General features: G+C 67.7%; 23 protein-coding genes and 1 pseudogene. 17 read left to right on the forward strand and 7 right to left on the reverse strand.

What is annotated here, in order from left to right; translation table 11 throughout:
* Positions 1 to 67: 67 nt before the first annotated feature.
* On the forward strand, positions 68 to 1,453 hold the full coding sequence (gene cysG / locus ACLJK8_RS09180; RefSeq protein ID WP_413149896.1) for a siroheme synthase CysG: 1,386 nt from the start codon (positions 68 to 70) through the stop codon (positions 1,451 to 1,453).
* A 376-nt stretch (positions 1,454 to 1,829) separates the two neighbouring features.
* Positions 1,830 to 1,955, forward strand: a complete 126-nt coding sequence (locus ACLJK8_RS09185; protein WP_413149897.1) for a hypothetical protein — start codon at positions 1,830 to 1,832, stop codon at positions 1,953 to 1,955.
* 254 nt (positions 1,956 to 2,209) lie between these two features.
* Here the strand turns inward: ACLJK8_RS09185 and ssb are convergent, their stop codons facing one another.
* Positions 2,210 to 2,692: a single-stranded DNA-binding protein gene (gene ssb, locus ACLJK8_RS09190; protein WP_413149898.1), complete on the reverse strand. Its 483-nt coding sequence runs from the start codon at positions 2,690 to 2,692 to the stop codon at positions 2,210 to 2,212.
* Between the two features lie 246 nt (positions 2,693 to 2,938).
* On the opposite strand from ssb, the gene ACLJK8_RS09195 reads away from it, so the two are divergent.
* The 3 genes from ACLJK8_RS09195 to uvrA all read left to right on the forward strand — a co-directional run bounded on the left by ACLJK8_RS09195 (position 2,939) and on the right by uvrA (position 7,848).
* On the forward strand, positions 2,939 to 3,523 hold the full coding sequence (locus ACLJK8_RS09195) for a lytic transglycosylase domain-containing protein (RefSeq protein WP_413149899.1): 585 nt from the start codon (positions 2,939 to 2,941) through the stop codon (positions 3,521 to 3,523).
* Positions 3,524 to 3,650: 127 nt separating this feature from the next.
* Entirely contained in the window at positions 3,651 to 4,823 is a 1,173-nt protein-coding gene (gene opgC / locus ACLJK8_RS09200; RefSeq protein ID WP_413149900.1) for an OpgC domain-containing protein, read from the forward strand.
* Between the two features lie 148 nt (positions 4,824 to 4,971).
* Positions 4,972 to 7,848, forward strand: coding sequence for an excinuclease ABC subunit UvrA (gene uvrA / locus ACLJK8_RS09205; protein WP_413149901.1), 2,877 nt, complete (start codon positions 4,972 to 4,974; stop codon positions 7,846 to 7,848).
* Between the two features lie 2 nt (positions 7,849 to 7,850).
* Here uvrA and ACLJK8_RS09210 read toward each other — a convergent pair whose 3' ends face one another.
* The gene (locus ACLJK8_RS09210) at positions 7,851 to 8,333 is read right to left on the reverse strand and encodes a hypothetical protein (protein ID WP_413149902.1); all 483 of its coding nucleotides are present in this window, start codon (positions 8,331 to 8,333) and stop codon (positions 7,851 to 7,853) included.
* A 10-nt stretch (positions 8,334 to 8,343) separates the two neighbouring features.
* A complete protein-coding gene (locus tag ACLJK8_RS09215; protein WP_413149903.1) occupies positions 8,344 to 9,390 on the reverse strand; it encodes an enoyl-CoA hydratase/isomerase family protein in 1,047 nt (348 codons plus the stop codon).
* Between the two features lie 200 nt (positions 9,391 to 9,590).
* Between ACLJK8_RS09215 and ACLJK8_RS09220 the strand changes: the two genes are divergently transcribed.
* The 5 genes from ACLJK8_RS09220 (at position 9,591) to ACLJK8_RS09240 (ending at position 12,802) form a co-directional block, all read left to right on the forward strand.
* Positions 9,591 to 10,493 carry a LysR family transcriptional regulator gene (locus ACLJK8_RS09220; protein ID WP_413149904.1) on the forward strand — a complete coding sequence of 301 codons (903 nt, stop codon included), beginning with the start codon at positions 9,591 to 9,593 and terminating at the stop codon, positions 10,491 to 10,493.
* 61 nt (positions 10,494 to 10,554) lie between these two features.
* On the forward strand, positions 10,555 to 10,992 hold the full coding sequence (locus tag ACLJK8_RS09225; protein ID WP_413149905.1) for a CBS domain-containing protein: 438 nt from the start codon (positions 10,555 to 10,557) through the stop codon (positions 10,990 to 10,992).
* Positions 10,993 to 11,065: 73 nt separating this feature from the next.
* On the forward strand, positions 11,066 to 11,593 hold the full coding sequence (gene coaD, locus ACLJK8_RS09230; RefSeq protein ID WP_413149906.1) for a pantetheine-phosphate adenylyltransferase: 528 nt from the start codon (positions 11,066 to 11,068) through the stop codon (positions 11,591 to 11,593).
* A 127-nt stretch (positions 11,594 to 11,720) separates the two neighbouring features.
* Positions 11,721 to 12,227, forward strand: coding sequence for a peptidylprolyl isomerase (locus ACLJK8_RS09235; protein WP_413149907.1), 507 nt, complete (start codon positions 11,721 to 11,723; stop codon positions 12,225 to 12,227).
* On the forward strand, positions 12,224 to 12,802 hold the full coding sequence (locus tag ACLJK8_RS09240) for a peptidylprolyl isomerase (RefSeq protein ID WP_413149908.1): 579 nt from the start codon (positions 12,224 to 12,226) through the stop codon (positions 12,800 to 12,802). The genes ACLJK8_RS09235 and ACLJK8_RS09240 overlap by 4 nt, the downstream gene beginning before the upstream one ends.
* A 164-nt stretch (positions 12,803 to 12,966) precedes the next feature.
* Here ACLJK8_RS09240 and tyrS read toward each other — a convergent pair whose 3' ends face one another.
* Positions 12,967 to 14,220 carry a tyrosine--tRNA ligase gene (gene tyrS / locus ACLJK8_RS09245; RefSeq protein ID WP_413149909.1) on the reverse strand — a complete coding sequence of 418 codons (1,254 nt, stop codon included), beginning with the start codon at positions 14,218 to 14,220 and terminating at the stop codon, positions 12,967 to 12,969.
* Between the two features lie 83 nt (positions 14,221 to 14,303).
* On the opposite strand from tyrS, the gene ACLJK8_RS09250 reads away from it, so the two are divergent.
* Entirely contained in the window at positions 14,304 to 15,383 is a 1,080-nt protein-coding gene (locus ACLJK8_RS09250; protein WP_413149910.1) for an anhydro-N-acetylmuramic acid kinase, read from the forward strand.
* Here the strand turns inward: ACLJK8_RS09250 and ACLJK8_RS09255 are convergent.
* The 3 genes from ACLJK8_RS09255 to ACLJK8_RS09265 are packed head-to-tail and all read right to left on the reverse strand — an operon-like array spanning position 15,370 to position 17,156.
* Positions 15,370 to 15,843 (reverse strand): MAPEG family protein, encoded by a 474-nt coding sequence (locus ACLJK8_RS09255; protein ID WP_413149911.1) that lies wholly within the window; start codon positions 15,841 to 15,843, stop codon positions 15,370 to 15,372. The two genes, ACLJK8_RS09250 and ACLJK8_RS09255, sit on opposite strands and share 14 nt — an antisense overlap.
* Before the next feature lie 9 nt (positions 15,844 to 15,852).
* The gene (locus ACLJK8_RS09260; protein ID WP_413149912.1) at positions 15,853 to 16,497 is read right to left on the reverse strand and encodes a LysE family translocator; all 645 of its coding nucleotides are present in this window, start codon (positions 16,495 to 16,497) and stop codon (positions 15,853 to 15,855) included.
* Between the two features lie 8 nt (positions 16,498 to 16,505).
* Positions 16,506 to 17,156 carry an alpha/beta hydrolase gene (locus ACLJK8_RS09265; protein WP_413149913.1) on the reverse strand — a complete coding sequence of 217 codons (651 nt, stop codon included), beginning with the start codon at positions 17,154 to 17,156 and terminating at the stop codon, positions 16,506 to 16,508.
* Positions 17,157 to 17,345: 189 nt separating this feature from the next.
* Between ACLJK8_RS09265 and ACLJK8_RS09270 the strand changes: the two are divergent.
* The 6 genes and pseudogenes from ACLJK8_RS09270 to ACLJK8_RS09295 all read left to right on the forward strand — a co-directional run.
* Positions 17,346 to 17,807: pseudogene (locus ACLJK8_RS09270) on the forward strand (Rrf2 family transcriptional regulator); the annotation flags it as partial.
* 104 nt (positions 17,808 to 17,911) lie between these two features.
* Positions 17,912 to 18,994 carry a cysteine desulfurase family protein gene (locus ACLJK8_RS09275; RefSeq protein ID WP_413149914.1) on the forward strand — a complete coding sequence of 361 codons (1,083 nt, stop codon included), beginning with the start codon at positions 17,912 to 17,914 and terminating at the stop codon, positions 18,992 to 18,994.
* A 2-nt stretch (positions 18,995 to 18,996) separates the two neighbouring features.
* On the forward strand, positions 18,997 to 20,532 hold the full coding sequence (gene sufB / locus ACLJK8_RS09280) for a Fe-S cluster assembly protein SufB (protein ID WP_413149915.1): 1,536 nt from the start codon (positions 18,997 to 18,999) through the stop codon (positions 20,530 to 20,532).
* A 26-nt stretch (positions 20,533 to 20,558) separates the two neighbouring features.
* Positions 20,559 to 20,798, forward strand: a complete 240-nt coding sequence (locus tag ACLJK8_RS09285; protein WP_413149916.1) for a hypothetical protein — start codon at positions 20,559 to 20,561, stop codon at positions 20,796 to 20,798.
* A gap of 63 nt (positions 20,799 to 20,861) precedes the next feature.
* A complete protein-coding gene (gene sufC / locus ACLJK8_RS09290; RefSeq protein ID WP_413149917.1) occupies positions 20,862 to 21,617 on the forward strand; it encodes a Fe-S cluster assembly ATPase SufC in 756 nt (251 codons plus the stop codon).
* Positions 21,618 to 22,910, forward strand: coding sequence for a SufB/SufD family protein (locus ACLJK8_RS09295; RefSeq protein WP_413149918.1), 1,293 nt, complete (start codon positions 21,618 to 21,620; stop codon positions 22,908 to 22,910).
* Positions 22,911 to 22,912 lie beyond the last annotated feature (2 nt).

Below are 22,912 nucleotides of genomic sequence, written 5' to 3' on the forward strand. Positions count from 1 at the left end.
CCCTCGTACCGACGCCGCCCGCTTCACCGTCCCCGCCGAGTAAGCCGCTTCCCGAGGAGTCCCGCCGATGAAGACCTTCCCGATGTTCCTGAAGATGGCCGGCCGCCGGGTGGTGATCCTCGGTGGCGGCGAGCAGGCGGCGCAAAAGGCGCGGCTGATGCTGAAGACCGAGGCGGAGATCGTGCTCTGCGCCCCGGCGCTCGAGCCCGAGCTCGCCGCGCTGGTCGCCCGCGGCCGGGCCAGCCATGTACCGGAGCCTTCGCCCGGAATCTTCGCCAACGCGGCCCTCGCCTTCGTCGCGACCGGCGAGGCGGAGGAAGATGCGCGGCTCGCCGGGCTCTGCCGGGCGGCGGGGGTCGTGACCAATGTCGTGGACGCGCCCGAGCTTTGCGACGCCTACACGCCCTCGATCGTAGACCGCGACCCGCTCGTCGTCGCGATCGGCACCGAGGGCGCGGCGCCGGTGCTGGCGCGGCAGGTCAAGACGGCGGTCGAGACGATGCTGGAACCCCGGCTCGGCGATCTGGTCGCGCTCGCCGGCCGGCTCCGCGACGAGGTGGCGGCGCGGATCGCGCCCGCGCGGCGCCGGGCCTTCTGGGCCTGGGCCTTCACCGGCGGCCCGCGCCGCGCCCATGCGCGCGGCGCCGAATCCGAGGCGGCGCGGCTCCTGAAGGCCGCCATCGGCGACGGTTGGACGGATGAGGGCGGCGCGGGCGAAAGCGGCGGTTTCGTGAGCCTCGTCGGCGCGGGCCCGGGATCGCGCGACCTGATCACGCTTCGGGGGGTCCAGCGGCTGCAGGAGGCCGATGTGATCTTCTACGACCGGCTGGTCGATCCCGACCTCTTGGAACTCGCGCGCCGCGACGCCGAGCGCATCTATGTCGGCAAGGCCCCCGGCGCGACCTCCTGGCCGCAGGAGCGGATCAATGGCGTCGTCACAGCCGCCGCCCGCGCCGGCAAGCGCGTCGTGCGCCTGAAATGCGGCGATCCCGGCATCTTCGCCCGCGGCGCTGAGGAGGGGGAGGCCTGCGACGCGGCGGGCGTGCCCTGGGAGATCGTGCCGGGCGTCACCGCCGCCTCGGCCGCCGCCGCCGAGCTCGGCGGCTTCCTGACCGAACGCGGCCGCTACGACAGTCTGGTGCTCACCACCGGCGTCACGCGGCCCGGCGACCCAGCACCCGACTGGGCGAGCCTGGCGCGCCCCGGCACCACGCTCGCGCTCTACATGGGCGTCGGCGCGGCCGGGGGCATCCGCGACGCGCTCATCGGCGCCGGCGCGCCGCCCGGCAGCAGGGTCGAGATCGTCGAGCGGGCCGGCTCACCCGATGCGCGGGTCCATCGCGCGACGCTTGGCGCACTGGCCGAGACGGTGAGTCGCGAGGGGATCGGCAACCCCGCGATCATGCTGATTCGCCTCCCCAAGCCCCCCGAGTCCGCGCGGGCGGCCGCCTGAACCGGTAGCCCGCGACACTTTCGTCTTGCGACCGGCGCGGCCCATCCGACGCCGGTCGCGCATGTTCCGACTCCTGACCCTCGATCAGCCTGACGGATCGGGTTCGTCACTTCGCCGCGCCGCAGCAAAGGCAATCGGCTGGCTTTGGTGCATTTTTCCAGAGGCTCTTCGCACGCGCGGTCCGGGCTGCGCGCCGCTCGCGCTCTCGCGAACGTGTCGTTTCGTGACCTCGCGCGCCGTTGCGGAAACGTCACGGCAACGCCTAAATCCTGAGCATTACGACCAAGGGCCAATAAGCTGCCCCTCGTGTTGGTTGTATACTGGTAGGCGCTTTCCCGCCGATTGGGGAGGCAGGGTGGTTGTGGAGTAAATGGAAATGGACCGCGTGAACGTGAAGAAGAGTGAGACGAAGCAGCAAGAAACGGAACCTCCGTCCAAGAGCGCGCCCGCGCCGGTGAAGCCGGCTGGCGGCTGGACGTTCAAGGATTGGGCCGCGATCTGAATGGTCCGCGCCCGCGGGGTCCGGGGAGGTGAGCTCCGGCACCGCGTTTCATAGGAAACTCAGGGCCGGGCAACCGGGCGGCCGCGCCGGCCGTCCAGTGTTCGGCATCCGGTCAAGGCCACGGCTCGGGCCGCCTGGGAGGCGACGATCGGTCGCCGGCTGATCGGCGAGAGCTGATAGCTTCTGGAGGTCGGCGCGCCGGGCGATCCTGCCGGGGGCGTCGGATCGCGCCATCGAGTTCCCGGACCAGAAATCTAGAACGGGATCTCGTCGTCGAGCCCGCCCGCGGGGCCGCGGTTCTCGCCATAGCCGCCGCCCCGGCGGTCGTCGGAATAACCGCCGCCGCCCCGGCGCTCGTCGCCATAGCCGCCGCCCGAGCCTTCGCTCCGGCCGTCGAGCATCGTCAGTTCCGAGCGGAAGGGGCGCAGCACCACCTCGGTCGTGTAGCGGTCCTGGCCGGACTGGTCCTGCCATTTGCGGGTTTCGAGCTGGCCTTCGAGATAGACCTTCGAACCCTTGCGCAGATACTGCTCCGCGACGCGGACCAGCGGCTCGGAGAAGATCGCGACCGAGTGCCATTCGGTTCGCTCCCGCCGCTCGCCCGAATTCTTGTCGCGCCATGTCTCCGAGGTCGCGACCCGGAGGTTGCAGACCTTGCCCCCGTTGCCGAAGGTCCTGACCTCCGGATCCTGACCGAGATTGCCGATCAGGATCACCTTGTTCACGCTGCCTGCCATCGGTTTCGTCCTTCCTTGCGAGATCAGGGCTGTCGGTAGCGCGTCGCGGCGGAAGAGTCACGATGCCACCGCGCAACTCTCCGGTCCGGCGAGGCACGATTCTCCCTCGCGGCCCGGTGCGCGGCGCGCGCTCCAATTCCAAGGCTGACAGATGGTTAAAAGCTTGGCATATTGCCGCGCAATACGGCGCAGGCCGGGCGGTGGCGGGCAGGTCGCGAGCAGGCCGCCAGGACAAGACGAGGGACGATGAGAAGAACACTGATCGCGCTCGGCGTAGGTCTGGCGCTGTGCGGACCGGCGATGGCCGATGCGTCGCTGAGCGCGCTGCTCAGGAACCAGTCGAGCCTGTCTCCCGAATACCGGCAACTGATCCGGCAGCCGGTGCCGGGGATGCTCGAGGGCCAGCCGAGGCGGCCGCGCGGTCTCGAGACCGACGATACCGCCGGCATTCCCGCCTTCACCGGCTCGCCCGGCGCCTTCGAGGCCATGGCCCGCGCGGCGGCGCGCAAGCATCGCGTGCCCGAGGATCTGTTCCTGCGCCTCGTGCATCAGGAATCGCGGTTCCGGCCTTCCGCGAAATCCACCAAGGGCGCGATCGGCCTCGCGCAGCTCATGCCCGGAACCGCGCAGATCCTCGGCGTCGATCCGCACGACCCGCGCGAGAACCTCGAGGGCGGCGCCCGATACCTGAGCGAACAGTACCGGAAGTTCGGCAACTGGCGACTTGCGCTCGCCGCCTACAACGCCGGTCCCGGCGCGGTCGAGAAGTACAAGGGCGTGCCCCCCTATGCCGAAACGCAGCAATATGTGAAGAAGATCCTGGGCCGTTAAGGCTGGCCCCAAGCCGCCGATAATGCAATATTGCGGGCTTGCGTGGCAGGGTCGGCATCATGCCGATCACGCTGCCCGAGTCCTCCCGAAGGGACTCGCGCGAGGACGCGAACCCGGGGGGGTGGGAATGCGGCGGTACGAGATCTTCGACGGATTCCGGGGTTTCTTCCTCATCTTCATGGCCATCGCGCATTTCGACGGTCTGCTCCGGACCTGGGTCGGCGTCGTCCATCACAAGAATTTCGGCTGGGTCGAGGACGCGCAGGGCTTCGTCTTTCTCTCGGGTCTCGTGGCGGGGATGGTCTACGGCCGCCGCTTCCTCGCGCATCCGAGCGTCCGCGAGGCCTTCGGTCGGGTCTTTGCCCGAGCCCGGCAGATCTACGCGCATCAGGTCACTCTGATCCTGCTCGCGCTCGGCGCCGCCTTCGCGCTCGGCACGCGGGCGCCGGTCGACTTTCAGCCCTATCTCGACGCGCCCGTCACCTTCACCGCCGGAAGCCTGCTGCTCGTCTCCTCCTCGGCGAACATGGGCATCCTGCCGATGTACATCGTCTTCCTGCTTGTCACGCCCTTCGCGATGAAACTGCTGCACCGGGACATGGTGGCACCCTATTTCGCGCTCGTGATCCTCGCCTGGCTCGCGGCGCAGACGAGCCTGACGGGGAAGGGCATGTACGCGCTGGAGAACTACTTCATCGCCGAGGGGATTCCGGCGCGGTTCGGCCTCTTCTTCAACATGCTGGGCTGGCAGGCGCTGTTCTTCAGCGGGCTCTTCGTCGGCTTCCGGTTCACCGAGGGGCGGCTCAACCTCGACTTCCTCGACCAGCCGCAGTTCCGCGTCACCTTCTTCATCGCGCTCGGCGGCATGACGCTGCTCGGGATCTTCGATCTCATCGTCGAATTCCGTCTGCTCGGCGAGGGCTATACCGAGCGGATGCTGCTGCGCAGCCCGCGCGCCGTGCTTGGCGTCGTCTATCCGATCGCCTTCCTGATCGACCTCTTCATCGTGGTCTGGCTGCTTCGCAACGGCGCGACGGACCCGCTCGCCTGGATTCGCCGGCTCTCGGCCGGGGTGAACTGGTTCTTCACCCGGCCGGCGCTGGTCCTGCTCGGGCGGCACTCGCTCCATGTCTTCACCTTCCACATCATCGTCTATTACGCCCTCGCGGCGCTGCTGAGCTTCTATTCGCCCTCGCCGATGGGCCGGGAGCTGCTGCTGGTGGCGGGGATCGCCTCGCTCTATCTCTGCGCGGCGAGCCGGTCGTGGTGGCTCGCCCGGGCGCGGCCCGCGACAGTTTGACGCATACGCTGCGCGGCCCGAAACCGGCGTCGGAACTCCCGGCCCGGCCGGGAGGACTTGCGTTTGATCTCGTTTTGTTCTCTCCTGAAGCGGACTCGCAAATCCGGCGGGAGACGTTATGTAACGCCTGTCCTTTGGGAACCCTGGCATGGCTGAACAGAAGTTCATCGAGATCCGCGGCGCGCGCGAGCATAACCTGAAGTCGATCGACCTCGACATCCCCCGCGACGAGCTGGTGGTGATCACCGGTCTGTCGGGCTCGGGCAAGTCGAGCCTCGCCTTCGACACGATCTACGCCGAGGGGCAGCGGCGCTACGTGGAATCGCTGAGCGCCTATGCGCGGCAGTTCCTCGACATGATGCAGAAGCCCGACGTGGACCATATCTCCGGCCTCAGCCCGGCGATCTCGATCGAGCAGAAGACGACCTCGAAGAACCCGCGCTCCACGGTCGGCACGGTGACGGAGATCTATGACTACCTCCGTCTGCTCTTCGCCCGCGCCGGCACGCCCTACAGCCCCGCGACCGGCCTGCCGATCGAGGCGCAGCAGGTGAGCCAGATGGTCGATATCACCATGGGCCTGCCGGAAGGTACGCGCGCCTATCTGCTCGCGCCGATCGTGCGCGACCGGAAGGGCGAATATCGCAAGGAATTCCAAGAGCTTCTGAAGAAGGGCTTCCAGCGCGTCAAGGTGAACGGCGAGTTCCACGAGCTCGACAGCCCGCCGACGCTGGACAAGAAGTTCCGCCACAACATCGACGTGGTGGTGGACCGGATCGTGGTCCGCGAAGGGCTGGAGACGCGGCTCGCCGATTCGCTTCGCACCGCGCTTGACCTCGCGGACGGGATCGCGATTCTCGAAACCGCGCCCGCGCCGAATGACGACGGCACGGCGCCGGAGGCGGAGCGGATCACCTTCTCGGAGAATTTCGCCTGTCCGGTCTCGGGCTTCACCATCCCGGAGATCGAACCGCGGCTCTTCTCTTTCAACGCACCCTTCGGCGCCTGCCCGTCCTGCGACGGGCTCGGGGTTGAGCTCTTCTTCGATCCGCGGCTGATCGTCCCGGACGAGAGCCTGCCGCTTCTGAAGGGCGCGATCCTGCCGTGGTCGAAGGGGCAGTCGCCCTATTACAAGCAGACGATCGAGGCGCTGGCGAAACACTATGGTTTCGACGCGAGGAAGCGCTGGCGCGACCTGCCGGAAGACGCGCGCGACGTGCTGCTCCAGGGCTCGAAGGGCGAGAAGATCAAGTTCCGCTATGACGAGGGCGGCCGGGTCTACGAGATCGAGCGCGCTTTCGAGGGCGTGATCCCCAACATGGAGCGGCGCTATCGCGAGACCGATTCGAGCTGGTCGCGCGAGGAGATGGAACGCTACCAGAACAACCGCCGCTGCGGCGTCTGCGAGGGCTATCGGCTGAAGCCCGAGGCGCTGGCGGTGAAGATCGCCGGGCTCCATGTCGGCGAAGTGGTCGAGAAATCGATCCGCGAGTCGCTCGACTGGATCGAGACGGTGCCGGGCAGCCTGACGGCGCAGAAGAACGAGATCGCGCGGGCGATCCTGAAGGAAATCCGCGAGCGGCTCGGCTTTCTCGTCAATGTGGGCCTCGACTATCTGACGCTGGCGCGCAACGCGGGCACGCTCTCGGGCGGGGAGAGCCAGCGCATCCGGCTCGCCTCGCAGATCGGCAGCGGGCTGACGGGGGTGCTCTATGTGCTCGACGAGCCCTCGATCGGGTTGCACCAGCGCGACAACGGCCGGCTGCTCACGACGCTGAAGAACCTGCGCGACGCGGGCAATACGGTGATCGTGGTCGAGCACGACGAGGAGGCGATCCGCGAGGCCGATCATGTGATCGACATCGGACCGGGAGCGGGCGTTCACGGCGGGCAGGTCATCGTCGCCGGCACGCCGGAGGAGATCGCCGCCAGCGCGGAGTCGATCACCGGCCAGTACCTGACCGGCGCGCGCGAGATCGGTGTTCCGCCCGAGCGGCGGCCGGGCAACGGCAAGTCGGTCATCGTGAAGAACGCGACCGGCAACAACCTGCGCGGCGTCACGGCGGAATTTCCACTCGGCACCTTCACCTGTGTCACCGGGGTCTCGGGCGGCGGGAAATCAACGCTGACGATCGAAACCCTGTTCAAGACCGCCTCGATGCGCCTGAACGGCGCGCGGCAGACGCCCGCGCCCTGCGACGAGGTGCGCGGACTCGAAAACCTCGACAAGGTGATCGACATCGACCAGTCGCCGATCGGCCGCACCCCGCGCTCGAATCCCGCGACCTATACCGGCGCCTTCGGCCCGATCCGCGACTGGTTCGCCGGGCTCCCGGAGGCGAAGGCGCGCGGTTACAAGCCGGGGCGGTTCTCGTTCAACGTGAAGGGCGGTCGCTGCGAGGCCTGTCAGGGCGATGGCGTCATCAAGATCGAGATGCACTTCCTGCCCGACGTCTACGTGACCTGCGAGACCTGCCAGGGCAAGCGCTACAATCGCGAGACGCTGGAGGTGCTGTTCAAGGGCAAGAGTATCGCCGATGTGCTCGACATGACGGTGGAGGACGCCGAGGCGTTCTTCTCCGCCGTGCCCTCGATCCGCGAGAAGATGACGACGCTGATGCGCGTGGGCCTCGGCTACATCAAGGTCGGGCAGCAGGCGACGACGCTCTCGGGCGGCGAGGCGCAACGCGTGAAGCTCTCGAAGGAACTGGCGCGACGCTCCACTGGCCGCACGCTCTACATCCTCGACGAGCCGACCACGGGCCTGCATTTCGAGGATACCAAGAAGCTTCTCGAAGTGCTGCACGAACTGGTGGAGCAGGGGAATACGGTCGTGGTGATCGAGCACAATCTCGACGTCATCAAGACCGCCGACCATCTCATCGACATCGGCCCCGAGGGTGGTGACGGCGGCGGCACGGTGGTCGCGACCGGAACGCCCGAGGAGATCGCCAAGGTCGCGGAGAGCCACACCGGCCATTATCTCGCCTCGCTGCTCTCGGCGAGACGCGTCGCGGCGGAATAGCCTTACTCGGCGCTGTCCAGCGGCGTGGTGTCCGGCGGCGTGGTGTCCGGGGGCGCGACGGTCAGGAAGCGGCCATCGCTCCAGGCCACCGCCTCGTAGCAGCGTTCGGCGCCGATCCCGCCGCAGTCGCCACCGTCGCGGCCGATCAGCAGGATTCGGTCCTGGTTCCAGTCGATGATCCGCCAACCGGTCGCGAGCCAGCTCGTCACCTTGTCACCCACCACCGCGTGGACCATGCAGCCGCCGGAGCCGCGGAAGGCGGAGGCGGCGGTGGAGCAGGCCAGCCGGCTCTCGTCCACGACCGCGTCCGCCGCGCCGTCGCCGGAGAGATCGACGGAGGTTACCGCCCCCTCGGGCGCCGTCATCTCGCCGCCGTCGATCCCGGCGCAGGTCCAGGCCGCCGCCGCGAGCAGGTCGTCGACGGGCGAGGCCGCGACCGCGACCGGTGTGAGCAGGAGGGTGGAGGCGAGAGCGGCGCGGAGCATTCAAGGGACCTCATCCAGCCATGGCATCGGGCTCGGGCAGCCTCAGTTCCTCGGCGCCGAGCGGGGCCAGCATCGCCGATACCTCCTCGGCGCGCAGACTGCCCAAGGAGTCGCGCCAGACCGGCGCGCGATCCTTGTCGATGATTGCCGCGCGCACGCCTTCGATCATCTCGCCCCGGCTTCCGGCGCGGTAGGTGAAGCGGTACTCGCGCCTCAGCGCCGCCTCGATCCCCGGCTCGGCACGCGCCGCGCGGATGAGCTCCAGCGCGCAGGCCAGCGAGAGCGGCGACGAACCCCGGATCCTGCGCAGCACCTCGTGCCCCCAGTCCGTCGCTTCGAGCCTTCCGGCGAGCGTGCGCAGGTCGGGCGCCGAGAAGGCGTCCTCGATCGTGTCGAAATGGGGAAGCAGCGACGGTTCCGGAGCCGGCTTCGCGAAGGCGCCGATCGCGCCCGGATCGCCGGAGCCGACGAGTTCGGCCGTCAGCCGGGGCCAGTCAGCCTCCGGCACGAAATGGTCGAAGAACCCGGCGCGCAGCGCGTCGCCGGGGTCCATCCGATCCGCCGAAAGGCCGAGATATTCCCCGAGACGGCCGGGCGCGAGGCCGAGGAGCAGCGAGCCTCCGACATCGGGAATGAGGCCGATCGGGCATTCCGGCATCGCGACCCGCGTCGACTCGCCCAGCACGCGATGCCGCGCATGGCCCGAAAGCCCGACGCCGCCGCCGAGCACGAAGCCCTGGGCGAGCACCACGACCGGCTTCGGATAGCGCGCGATCGTCGCGTTCATCCAGTATTCCACGGTGAAGAAGCGCCGTCCGCTCGCGAAATCGCCGGTCAGGCTGGTGCGGTAGATATAGGCGATATCGCCACCGGCGCAGAAGGCGCGCTCCCCCTCGGCATCCATGAGCACCAGTTCCACGCAATCATCGTCGCGCCAGGCGTCCAGCGCGGCGGTCACCTCGGCCGCCATCTCGAGGGTGAGCGCGTTCAGCGCCTCGGGGCGGGTCAGGGTGATCCGGCCGGCGCGGCCTTCCTTGCGTATCGAGATATCGCTCATTGCGCGCTCCAGTCGGGTTCCTTCCGCGGGGCCGGCATGATTCCCCTCGGCGCCGGCGCATCTTAGCCGCCCGTGCCCGTCGGCGCGACAGCCGGGCGAGCGCGAGCCCTGGCCCGAACCCGGGCGCGGACCCCTCGTCCGAAGCCGACGCGGGGGTTGCGAAAAACACAGGCATGCTATGATCCGAATCAGGGGGTACCATGCAAAAAAGTTCGGTTCGGTGGGACGATTTCCGCGTCTTCCTCGCGGTTGCCCGGCACAGGCGGCTCGGCGCGGCCGGCCGGGGCCTCGGGCTCGATCCCGCGACCGTCGGGCGTCGGGTCGCGGCGCTCGAGGAGGGGCTGGGGCGGCAGCTCTTCGACCGGGGCAGACGCGGCTATATCCTGACCGAAGCGGGCAGGGGCCTCGTCGCTCATGCACAGACGATGGAGAGCCAGATCAGCGAGGCGGTGGAGCTCGCCGGCGGCGATCCGGAGCAGCTCTCCGGCGTGGTGCGGGTCGGCGCCCCGGACGGCGTTTCGCACTATCTCCTGATCGACGCCTGCGACATGCTCTCCCGCGACAACCCGGATCTGCGCGTCGAATGCGTGTCGCTGCCCCGCAGTTCGGTGCTGTCGCGCCGCGAGGCCGATCTCGCGATCAGCGTCTCGCCACCCACCGCCGGACGGCTGACGGTTCGCAAGATCGCGGATTTCGACCTGCGCCTCTACGTGCGCGACGAAATCCTCGCGGCGCGCCCGCCGGTCGACCGGCTCGAGGACCTCGCGGACCTGAGGGGCATCGGATATATCTCCGACATGGTTTTCGAACGGGAGCTCGACTACTACGCGCTGCTCGGGCGGAACGCGGAGCCGGCGCTGACCTCGAACAGCCTGATCACCCAGCGCCGCTGGTGCCAGGCCGGGGCAGGCCTCTGCATCCTGCCCGATTTCATGGCGCGCGAGCACCCCGAACTGACGGCGGTCCTGCCGGACGAGATCCGGTTGCGGCGGTCCTTCTACCTGATCCGGCACCAGGATGACGCGCGTGTGGCGCGCATCAATCGCGTCGCCGATGTCATCGTGCGGCGCATGCGTCTCGCACTGGGCGATGGTCCAGCTTGACAGATGTGTTGCAGCGCGAGAGACTATTATCGAGAAGAGATTAACATCGCGGGAGAAACATATGATTGTTCGCAACATTGTTGGCAACAAGCCGAGTCGTGACATCCTTTCCGTGAAGCGTGAGGATACGGTTCGCGCAGCGGCCGAGATGTTGGCGAAGTACCGGATCGGCGCCGTGATCGTTACCGATGACGGCGAGATCGTGGAGGGTATCCTCTCGGAACGCGACATCGTCCGCGCACTCGTCGCCGTCGGCGCGACCTGCCTCGACGCGCAGGTCAAGGATCTCATGACCGCCGCCGTCATCGGCTGCCATCTCGACGACACCGCCCACGCGGTGCTCGGCAAGATGACCGAGGGCCGGTTCCGCCACATGCCCGTGATCGACGAGAACCGTATGGTTGGCGTGATCTCGATCGGCGACGTGGTCAAGGCACGGCTCGAGGAGATCGAGATGGAGAACAGCGCCCTCACCGGCATGATCGCCAACAACTGGTAATCCCGAGAGGGGCCTTGACCGGCCCCGCTCGATACTGTTGCCTGCGTCGGAACATCGCGGGTGGGGACGAGGCATGCGGATCGGACTTTATCCAGGCACTTTCGACCCGATTACCCTGGGACATACCGAGATCATCCGCCGCGCCTGCGCCCTGGTGGATCGTCTGGTGATCGGCATCGCGATCAATCGCGACAAGGGACCGCTGTTTCCGCTGGAGGAGCGGGTGGCGATGGTCGAGGAGGAATGCGCGGGCATCGCGGAATCGACCGGCACCGAGATACGGGTACATCCTTTCGAGAACCTGCTGATCCATTGCGCCGCCGATGTCGGCGCCTCGATCATCATCCGCGGGCTCCGGGCCGTTTCGGATTTCGAATACGAATACCAGATGGTCGGCATGAACCGGGCGATGAACGACGAGATCGAGACCGTGTTCCTGATGGCCGACGCGCATTACCAGGCGATCGCCTCGCGCCTCGTGAAGGAGATCGCCCGCCTCGGCGGCGATATTTCGGGCTTTGTCTCTCCGCGCATCGAGACCGCGTTGAGCGAGCGCCTTCTCCCCGCGGGCGGCGCGGCGGCGCGGGTCGCGGGGGGCTGAGGCTTTCGAACCCAAGACCCCGGCGGCTGCTCTCGCGGTCAAAAACGCCCGAGGGCCCCGGCATCGCCTCTTTCCCCCGGAGCGGAGACCTCCTAGGGTCCGCCGCGAAACGAGCCTGGAGGAGACGATGGCTGATATCACCGATCCCGAGAACACGCTCATCATCACGCTGAAGGACGGTGACGTGGTGATCGAGATGCTGCCCGACGTGGCGCCGAAGCATGTCGAGCAGATCAAGGCCCTCGCGCGCGGGGGTGAATACGACAATGTCGCCTTCCACCGGGTCATCGAGGGATTCATGGCCCAGACCGGCGACGTGGCGAACGGCGACATGGAGGATGATTTCAACATCCGCCGCGCCGGCACCGGCGGATCGAGCCGGCCGAACCTGCCGGCGGAGTTCTCGAAACTGCCCTTCGACCGCGGTGTCGTCGGCATGGCGCGCAGCCAGAACCCGAACAGCGGCAATTCGCAGTTCTTCATCATGTTCCGCGAAGGCCATTTCCTCAACGGTCAGTACACGGTCTGGGGCCGGGTGGTCTCGGGCATGGAGCATGTCGATGCGATCACCCGCGGCGAACCGCCGGCGAGCCCCGATCGCATGATCTCCGTCAAGGTCGCGGCCGACTCATGATCCGGCGCCGCTTCCTTGCGCTGGCGGTCTCGGCCGCCGCCGCGCTCGGCCCTGGATCGGTGGCGCTGGCCGCCGATCCGGGCAATACGCTGGTGATCGAGGTATCCGGCGGGGCGGATGGCACGATCGAGATCGCGCTCCGTCCCGATCTCGCGCCGAAGCATGTCGAGCAGATCAAGCAGCTCGCCGCGCAGGGTGCCTATGACGGCGTGGCCTTCCACCGCGTGATCGAGGGCTTCATGGCGCAGACCGGCGATGTCCAGTTCGGCACCCAGGACGCCTTCGGCGACGGACAGGCCGGCATGGGCGGGTCGAACCTCCCCGATCTGCCGGCGGAATTCTCCGACACGCCCTTCGTGCGCGGCACGGTCGGCATGGCGCGTGCCCAGGACCCGAACAGCGCGAATTCGCAGTTCTTCATCATGTTCGCTCCGGCGCCCAGCCTCGACGGTCAGTATACGGTCGTGGGCGAGGTCGCCTCGGGCATGGATGTGGTGGACCGGATCGCGCGCGGCGACGGGCCGAACGGCTCGGTGTCCGAACCCGACTACATGACGAATGTCACGGTGAAGTAATCCCGCCCGCTGTCCTGGCGCCAACGGCTTTCATACAGGTTTGCTAACCTGGAGAGCAGTCGAGAGACCGGCCCACAGGCCGGTCTCCACGCAAGAAGACTCGCGCGCACCCGCGCGCTCGCTTTGGCCGCGAACCGCGGCCGCGCGCCGGCAGGCGCGCCCGCTCACCCCTCGACCCGCACCAGCGCGTGTCGCTTCTTTCCGATCGAGACCTTCAGCCCGTCCCCGATCGTCTCGGCGGTCACGATACCGTTCGGATCGGAGACGAGTTCGTTGTTGAGGCGAAGGCCCTTCTCGCCGATCAGCCGCTTCGCCTCCTTGCCGGACTTCACCAGGCCGGTCGAGACGAGCAGATGCGTGTTCGCGATCCCCGCGCCCAGCGCGGAAGCCGGCAGGGTCACGACTTCCAGCGCCTCGCCGACGCCGCCTTCCGCGAAGACCGCCCGCGCCGTCGCTTCGGCCGCCTCGGCCGCCTCGGCCCTGTGGCAGAGCGTCGTCACCGCGTTCGCGAGCACGACTTTCGCCTCGTTGATCTCCGACCCGCCGAGGCTCCCGAGCCGGTCGCATTCCTCGACCGGCAGTTCGGTGTAGAGCTTCAGGAACCGCCCGACATCCGCGTCGGTCGTGTTGCGCCAGAACTGCCAGAACTCGTAGGGCGAGAGCATGTCGCCGTTGAGCCAGATCGCGCCCCCCGCCGACTTGCCCATCTTGCGCCCGTCAGAGGTGGCGAGCAGCGGCGAGGTCAGACCGAAGATCTCCGTCCCAGAAACGCGCCGGGTGAGGTCGATGCCGTTGACGATGTTGCCCCACTGGTCCGAGCCGCCCATCTGCAGCAGGCAGCCGTGGCGGCGGTTGAGCTCCAGGAAGTCATAGGCCTGCAGGATCATGTAGTTGAATTCGAGGAAACTCAGCGACTGGTCCCGGTCGAGCCGCGACTTGACGCTCTCGAAGGACAGCATCCGGTTCACCGAGAAATGCCGCCCGATATCGCGCAGGAAGGCGAGGTAGTTCAAATCGTCGAGCCATTCGGCGTTGTTCATCATCCGGGCGTCGGTCGCGCCGTCGCCATAGGCGAGGTATTTCGCGAAGACCCGCCGCATCCCGTCGATATTCGCCTGGATCGCCGCGTCGTCGAGCAGTGGCCGTTCCTCCGAACGGAAGGACGGATCGCCCACCTTGGTCGTGCCGCCGCCCATCAGCGTGATCGGCTTGTGGCCGGTCTTCTGGTACCAGCGCAGCATCATGATGTTGAGAAGATGCCCGACATGCAGCGATTTCGCGGTGGCGTCATAGCCGATGTAGGCGGGAACCACGCCCGCGAGCAGGGCGGTGTCGAGCCCTTCGAGGTCGGTGCAATCGGCGAGATAGCCGCGCGCGACCATGACGTTCAGGAAATCGCTCCTCGGTCGGTAGGTCATCGCTTCGGTCCTTTCTCGCGGAAGATCGCGCTTCTATAGCCAATGGACAGATATTGAAAAGGGCGGACTGAGGCATGGCCGAGATGAAACGGGTTCTGGGGCTCATGTCGGGCACGTCGATGGACGGGGTGGACGCCGCCGTGCTGGAGACCGATGGCGAGGTGATCGCCGCTTTCGGCCCCTCGGCGTTCCAGCCCTACACGCCCCGCGAACGCGAAATCCTGCGGGCCGGCCTCGGCCTCTGGCCGGAAGCCTCGGCGGTGGCGGAAATCGAGGCGCTGGTCCGCGCGACCCATGCGCGGGCGGTCGCGGGGTTCGCGGGGCTCGATCTCGTCGGCTTCCACGGCCAGACCCTCGCCCATGCTCCGCGCGGCAGGGGCACGCATCAGGCGGGCCGGGGCGATCTGCTGGCGGCTGAGGCCGGTCTGCCGGTGGTCTGGGATTTCCGCGCCGCCGATGTGGCGAGTGGTGGCGAGGGCGCGCCGCTGGTGCCCTTCTTCCATTTCGCCTGCGCCCGTTTCATCGCGGCGGAGGCGCCGGTGGCATTCCTCAACCTCGGCGGCGTCGGCAATGTCACCTGGGTCGATCCCCGTGCCGTGGGGCCGGAGGCGGAAGGCGCTCTCCTGGCTTTCGACACCGGGCCCGGCAATGCGCTGATCGACGATTTCCTCGCTGCCCGAACCGGTGCCGCCTTCGATCACGGCGGCGCGGTGGCGGGGCGGGGGCGGGTGGAGGAGGCGGCGCTGGCCGACCTCGGCGACCACCCCTACATCACGCGGAAGCCGCCGAAATCGCTCGACCGGCAGGATTTCCACGCCTGGCTCGACCGCGTCGCGCATCTTTCGCCCGAGGACGGCGCCGCGACGCTCGCCGCGCTGACCGCCGCCTGCGTCGCCGAGGCATCGCGGCATTTCCCCGAACCCGCGACGCGCTGGCTGGTCTGTGGCGGCGGGCGGCGAAACCGGACGATCATGGCGATGCTGACGCAGCGGACCAACACGGCGGTCGATCCGGTGGAGGCGGTCGGGCTCGACGGTGACATGCTGGAGGCGCAGGCCTTCGCCTTCCTCGCCGCGCGGGTCGAACGCGGCCTCGCCACCTCTTCCCCCGCGACGACCGGGGCGCGCCGGCCGGTCAGTGGCGGCCGGATCAGCCGGCCCTGAGGCCCGCGATCAGGATCTGGATCGCCATGATGACGACGACGAGCGAGCCGATGGAGAACAGGGTCGCGCGGACTTCGTGCCGCTGGCCCGTCATGTAGGCGATCGTGTGGGCGAGGCGTGCGATGACAAAGACCGCGAACAGCGTGAACGCGAGCGCCGGCGCCGGGCGGATCGCGACGTAGAGCAGTCCGGCGGCGAGGAAGGCGGGGATGCTCTCGAGATCATTGCGTTGCACCCGGCGGGACCGCTCGACGTAGTCGTTCGGCTCGAGCTGCTCTGGCCGCGGATCGCGGTTGGCAGGTCCCGGCAGCAGATCCTCGGGGTTGAGCAGCCCCGCGTCAGCGTGGATCATCCGGTAGACGGTGATCCACCCCTGCAGCATCAGCTTCAGGATCATGAGCCCGGCGGCCACGAGAAAACCGGCGAAGACCGGATTGGTCAGCGCGTAGGGTTGTTCCATGCCATCGCCTCAATGGGCTCGCGCGAAGAGCAGCCGCGCCGCGAAGGCGGTGAAGATCGAGGCGAAGAGCCAGTCGAGCACCCGCGCGATCCTCGGATTGCCCCGCATCCCCGATGCGAACCGGTCGGCGACGAGGACGATGGCGAGGTTGATCGCGGTCCCGAGCAGGATGAAGACCGAGCCGAGCACGAAGAGCTTCGCCGCCGCGTGGGGATCGGCGGCGGAGACGAACTGCGGCAGGAAGGTCAGGAAGAAGAGCGCGACCTTCGGATTGAGAATGTTGATCGCCGCCCCCGAGGCCCAGGTTCCGACCAGACCCGCGCGAGGGACCGGCCCGGATGGCAGCCTCAGCGCCGAGCCGTGGCGGATCGCCTGGAACGCGAGCCAGAGCAGATAGAGCGCGCCGGCCACCTTCAGCGCGAAGAAGGCGGTGGGTGCCGCGACGATGAGCGCGGAGATTCCGACCGCGACCATCACGGTATGAACGAGGAGCCCGGTCGCGGCTCCCGCCACGGCGGCGAGACCCGCGCTTCGCCCCGCGCTGAGCGCGCGGCCGAGGAAGAAGGTCATGTCCGGACCCGGCGTTACCGCGATCACCACGACCGCGAAGACGAAGGGCAGGAAAACGGTAGCTTCGGGAAAAACGCCGCCCATGGGTCTGCTCAGCGCGTGGTTTCGGTAAGGCGGCGGCGGACGTAGCCCTCCACCGTCTCGATCATCTCGTCCATGCCGGGATCGAAGAAGTGGCTCGCCCCCTCGACCGTCGACTGGGTGATCGTGATCCCCTTCTGCTGCTTCAGCTTGTCGGCGAGGTTGGTCACATCCGCGGGCGGCACCACGCGGTCCGCTGATCCGCCGATGATGAGGCCGGAAGACGGGCAGGGGGCGAGGAAGGAGAAATCGTACTGGTTCGCCGGCGGTGCGACCGAGACGAAACCGGCGATCTCCGGCCGCCGCATCAAGAGCTGCATCCCGATCCAGGCGCCGAAGGAGAAGCCCGCGACCCAGCAGCTCCGGGCATTCGGGTTCAGCCCCTGCAGGTAGTCGAGCGCCGAGGCGGCGTCCGAAAGTTCGCCGATCCCCTGATCGTATTCGCCCTGGCTGCGGCCGACGCCCCGGAAGTTGAACCTCAGGCAGGTGAAGCCGATCCGGTGGAACGTGTAGTGGAGGTTGTAGACGACCTTGTTGTTCATCGTGCCCCCATAAAGCGGATGGGGATGCAGGATGATCGCGATCGGCGCGTCCTTGGATTTCTGCGGATGGTACCGGCCTTCCAGACGGCCATCGGGGCCGGGGAAAATCACCTCGGGCATCTGGTCGATCTCCCGTCGAACAAAAGAAAGAAACACGAACTTGACGGAATCACTCGACCAATCTAGAACGGTTCTAAGATTGTACGCCCGCGATCCAAGTCGGGTCGTTAGTTAGGTAATCGCTGGCGGGGCGTCAACACCGGTCACGCGCTTGCGTGGCGCGCACCGGGATGCTGGAGACGATCGGCAATGAAACTGAGCACCAAGGGCCGCTATGCGATGATCGCGCTGACGGATCTCGCGGCGCGGTCGCGGGCCGAGTCGCAGCTGGTTTCGCTGAGCGAGGTCGCGGACCGGCAGGAGATCAGCCTCGCCTATCTCGAACAGCTGTTCGTCAAGCTGCGCCGGGCGGAGATCGTGGAATCGGTTCGCGGCCCGGGCGGCGGCTATCGCCTCGCCCGGCCCTCCGAGCAGATCCGGGTCTCGGAGATCCTCGCGGCGGTCGACGAGACGATGGATGCGCTCAGCCGCGGCGCCGGCGCCTCCGGCGCGACGCTGGGCACGGACGAGCAGCGACTGACGGACAAGTTCTGGGAGCAGCTCTCGGCCAATGTCTACGTGCTCCTGCATCAGACACGTCTCTCGGACATCGTCGCGAACCAGCTCGCCCCCTGTCCCGCGGTACCGAATTTCGTCGCCGTGATCGACGACACCGAAACGCATCCCGGCGAGGAGGCATCCGAGTCGGGCGAGGACGGCGAGGGTGCGATTGGCGAGGGCGCGATTGGGGAGGGCGCGGCCGCCCCGGAGCGGGCATGAGCGCGCGCGTCTATCTCGACTGGAATGCGACGACGCCGCTGCGTCCCGAGGCGCGCGCCGCGATGGCCGAGGCGATGGATCTCGTCGGCAACCCGTCCTCGGTCCATACCGAGGGCCGCGCGGCCAAGGGGTTGCTCGAGCGGGCGCGGACCGATATCGCCGAGGCATTCGGCGCCGATCCCGATGAGGTCGTCTTCACCTCCGGCGCGACCGAAGCGGCGGCGTTGGCGCTCCGGGGCCGGGGCTGCGTCGGCGCGCCGGTCGAGCATGAATGCGTGCTGGGCTGGATCGACCCGTCTCTCGCGGTCACGCCCGAAGGTCAGGTCACCGTGACCGAGCCGGAGCGGACCGCGCTTCAAGGCGCCAATTCCGAGACCGGCATCCTGCAGGACTTGCCGCGCGGCCTCGCGCTCATCGACGCGGCGCAGGTGGCGGGCAAGGTCCCCTTCGCCTTCGGCTGGACCGGGGCGCGGGCGGCGCTCATCGCCCCGCACAAGTTCGGCGGACCGAAGGGCGTCGGCGCGCTCCTGCTGCGCCGGGGCGAGGCGCTGGAGCCAGTTCTGCGCGGCGGCGGCCAGGAGATGGGCCGGCGCGCTGGCACCGAGAACCTGATCGGCATCGCGGGTTTCGCGGCGGCGGCCCGGGCCGCGGTCGCCGATGTCGCCTCCGGAACCTGGGACGAAGTGTCCGAGGTCAGGAATATTCTGGAGCAGGCATTGGAAGCGGCCGCTCCGGAAACTATTTTTGTCGGGAAAGGTGCCGCGCGGCTGCCGAATACGCTGGCCCTTGCCACGCCCGGCTGGAAGGGCGAGACGCAGGTGATGGCGCTCGATCTCGCCGGTTTCGCGGTCTCGGCGGGATCTGCCTGTTCGAGCGGGAAGGTCAGGGCGAGCCGGACGCTGGTCGCGATGGGCTACGACCCGGAGGTCGCAAGCGCGATGCTTCGTGTTTCGATCGGGCCCGGCGTCGGCCGGGAGGCGGTGCTCGCCTTCGCCGATGCCTGGGAGAAGAGTCACCGCCGTGCGCGGCGCCGGGAGACGTCGGGAACGTCGCCCGAACGAGTTGTTGGAGAGGTTTGACGATGGCGGCACTTGATGAGGCCGAGGTCCGCGAGGGCGTCGATCAGGAAACGGTCGAGACGGTCCGGTCGGTTGGCGAGAAGTACAAATACGGGTTCTCGACCGACATCGAAACCGAATACGCGCCGAAGGGGCTGAACGAGGATATCGTCCGGCTGATCTCGGAGAAGAACGGCGAGCCGGACTGGCTGACCGACTGGCGGCTGAAGGCGTTCGAGCGTTGGAAGACGCTTGAGGAGCCGACCTGGGCGATGGTCCATTATCCGAAGATCGACTTCCAGGACCAGTATTACTACGCCCGGCCGAAGAGCATGGTCACGCGGCCGAAGTCGCTCGACGAGGTCGATCCCGAGTTGCTGGCCACATACGAGAAGCTCGGCATCCCCCTCCGCGAGCAGATGATCCTCGCCGGTGTCGAGGGGGCGGACGCGGCGCCCGCCGACGGACGCGCCGATGGCCGCAAGGTCGCGGTCGACGCGGTCTTCGACTCGGTCTCGCTCGGCACCACCTTCAAGGAGGAACTCGCCAAGGCCGGCGTGATCTTCTGCCCGATCTCGGAAGCGGTGCGCGAGCATCCGGAACTGGTCAGGAAGTATCTCGGCAGCGTGGTGCCGATCAGCGACAATTTCTACGCCACGCTGAACTCGGCGGTCTTCTCGGACGGCTCCTTCGTCTATGTGCCGCCGGGCGTGCGCTGCCCGATGGAGCTTTCGACCTATTTCCGCATCAACGCCGAGAATACCGGCCAGTTCGAGCGCACGCTCATCATCGCCGACAAGGGCTCCTATGTGAGCTATCTCGAAGGCTGCACCGCGCCGAAGCGCGACACGGCGCAGCTTCACGCCGCGGTGGTCGAGATCGTCGCGCTCGAAGACGCCGAGGTGAAATACTCGACCGTCCAGAACTGGTATCCGGGCGACGAGGAAGGCCGGGGCGGCGTCTACAACTTCGTCACCAAACGCGCCGACTGCCGCGAGGCGCGGGCCAAGGTCATGTGGACGCAGGTCGAGACCGGCTCGGCGATCACCTGGAAATACCCGTCCTGCATCCTGCGGGGCGAGGGCGCGCAGGGCGAGTTCTACTCGATCGCCATCGCCAACAACGCCCAGCAGGCCGATACAGGCACCAAGATGATCCACCTCGGCAAGAACACCAAGAGCCGGATCGTCTCGAAGGGCATCTCGGCGGGCAAGGCGCAGAACACCTACCGCGGTCTCGTCTCGATGCATCCGAAGGCGAAGAACAGCCGCAACTATACCCAGTGCGACAGCCTGCTGATCGGCGACAGATGCGGCGCGCATACGGTTCCCTATATCGAGGTGAAGAACAATTCCTCGCGCGTCGAGCATGAGGCGACCACGTCGAAGGTGGACGAGGACCAGCTGTTCTACTGCCGCCAGCGCGGCATGGACGAGGAGGAGGCGGTGGCGCTCGTCGTCAACGGCTTCTGCCGCGAGGTCCTGCAGGCGCTGCCGATGGAATTCGCGATGGAGGCGCAGAAGCTCGTCGCCATCAGCCTTGAAGGGTCGGTCGGCTGATCCGGCCGCGACGGGAGAGACAGGTCATGGATTTCAAGGACATTCGCGAACACGCGGGCGCGGATCTGCGCCGGGGGCTCACCGTCTCGCTGGAGGACCGCGCGATCGGGGCGCTCGTCGCCATGCCCTTCGCGGCCTTCATCGGGATCTGGTGGAACGCGCTGACCTGGTGGCCGAACATGCTCACTTTCGCGCTGACCTTTCTGATCTGGCTGCCGATGTCGGCCTGGGTCGCAGGTCATCTCGACCGCGCCAACGCCGGTTGAGCGGAACGGGTTGAACGAAACAGGCGGCTGCGCGACCGCGCGGGCCGTTAAACGAGATATATCATGCTGAAAATCGAAAACCTTCACGTAAAGCTCGAGGAAGAGGACAAGCAGATCCTCAAGGGTGTGAGCCTCGAGGTTCCCGCCGGTCAGGTCCATGCGATCATGGGGCCGAACGGGTCGGGCAAGTCGACGCTCTCCTATGTGCTCGCGGGCCGTGAGGGCTATGAGGTGACCGAGGGCGCGGCGTCGCTCGAAGGCACGGATCTCCTGGATCTGGAGCCGGAGGAACGCGCGGCGGCGGGGCTCTTCCTCGCCTTCCAGTACCCGGTCGAGATCCCCGGCGTCGGCAACATGACCTTCCTGCGTACCGCGCTCAACGCGCAGCGCAAGGCGCGGGGCGAGACGGAGATCAACGCCGCCGACTTCCTGCGCCTCGTCCGCGAGAAGGCGAAGACGCTCAACATCGACGCCGAGATGCTGAAGCGGCCGGTCAATGTCGGCTTCTCCGGTGGTGAGAAGAAGCGCAACGAGATCCTGCAGATGGCGGTGCTGGAGCCCCGCATGTGCATCCTCGACGAGACCGATTCCGGCCTTGATGTCGATGCGATGAAGCTGGTCGCCGAGGGCGTCAATGCGCTCCGCGCGCCGGACCGGGCCTTCCTCGTGATCACGCACTACCAGCGCCTCCTGAACCACATCCAGCCCGACGTGGTGCATATCATGGCCGATGGCCGCATCGTGCAGACCGGCGGTCCCGAGCTCGCGCTCGAAGTCGAGACCAACGGCTATGCCGATATCCTGAAGTCGGTGGCGTAAATGGCTGTTCCCGCACGAAAGATCGAAGGCGCCGAGGCGCTTCTGGCTGCCTGGCCCGTGCCCGCGGGCGAGGCCGCCTGGGCGCGGAGCGCGCGAGAGAGGGCGGCGGCGCGGCTGATGGGGATGGGCGCGCCGATCCGGCGCGACGAATACTGGCGCTTCACCGATCCGGCGAGCCTCCTGGTCCAGCCGCCGAAGCCGGCGCCGACGCTCGACGCGATCGAGAAGCCGCCGTTCGACGATGTGGACCGGCTCAAGGTGGTCTTCGTGGACGGCGTCTACGACGCGGCGCAGTCCGATCCGCTGGAGATGGCCGGGATCGAGATCCAGACGCTGGCACAGGCGGCGACGACCGACATCCACTGGGCGCGCGAGCTTTTCGGCGTGCTCGAAACCCGCGGGCAGGACCCGGTGGACCGGCCGCTCACCGCGCTCAACACGGCGCGGGCCGTCGAGGGCGTCGTCATAAACGTGACCGGGCGGGCGCCCCGGCCGGTGAGCCTCATCTACCGCCATTCCTCCGAGACCTCGGATGCGATGGTGCATCACGTGATCCGGATGGCGCCGGGCTCCGATCTGACGCTGCTGGAGAACGGGGCGGCGGCGGCGCGGTTCAACTCGGTGCTCGAGATCGACATCGCCGACACCGCCTCCTTCCACCACGTCCGCACCCAGGGCCGGGCGCATGACCGGCGCGCGGCGACGGCGATCTTCGCGCGGCTCGGCACCGAGTCGAGCTTCAAGTCGTATTCGATGACGGTGAACGGCCGTCTCACGCGCAATGAATGCGTGATCGAGTTCACCGGCGACGACGCGCATGCCCGCGTCGCGGGCGCCTCGGTCGGCGAAGGCGATTTCCTGCACGACGACACCGTCTTCATCACCCATGACGCGGTGAACTGCGAGAGCCGGCAGGTGTTCAAGAAGGTGCTCCGGAGCGGCGCGACCGGCGTCTTCCAGGGCAAGATCCTCGTGAAGCCGGACGCGCAGAAGACCGACGGCTATCAGATCAGCCAGGGGCTGCTGCTCGACGAGGATTCAAACTTCCTCGCCAAGCCCGAGCTCGAGATCTACGCCGACGATGTCGCCTGTTCGCACGGCTCGACCTGCGGCGCGGTGGACGAGACCTCGCTCTTCTATCTCACCTCGCGCGGCATCCCGCGGGCGGAGGCGGAGGGGCTGCTGGTGCTCGCCTTCCTCGACGAGGCGATCCAGGAGATCGAGGACCCGGTGCTCGCCGACGACATGCGCGACCGTCTCGCGGCCTGGCTCGCGCGCCGGGGGCGGCTCTGAAG

This window comes from Amaricoccus sp. W119 (assembly GCF_047275745.1).
Classification (GTDB): Bacteria; Pseudomonadota; Alphaproteobacteria; order Rhodobacterales; family Rhodobacteraceae; genus Amaricoccus.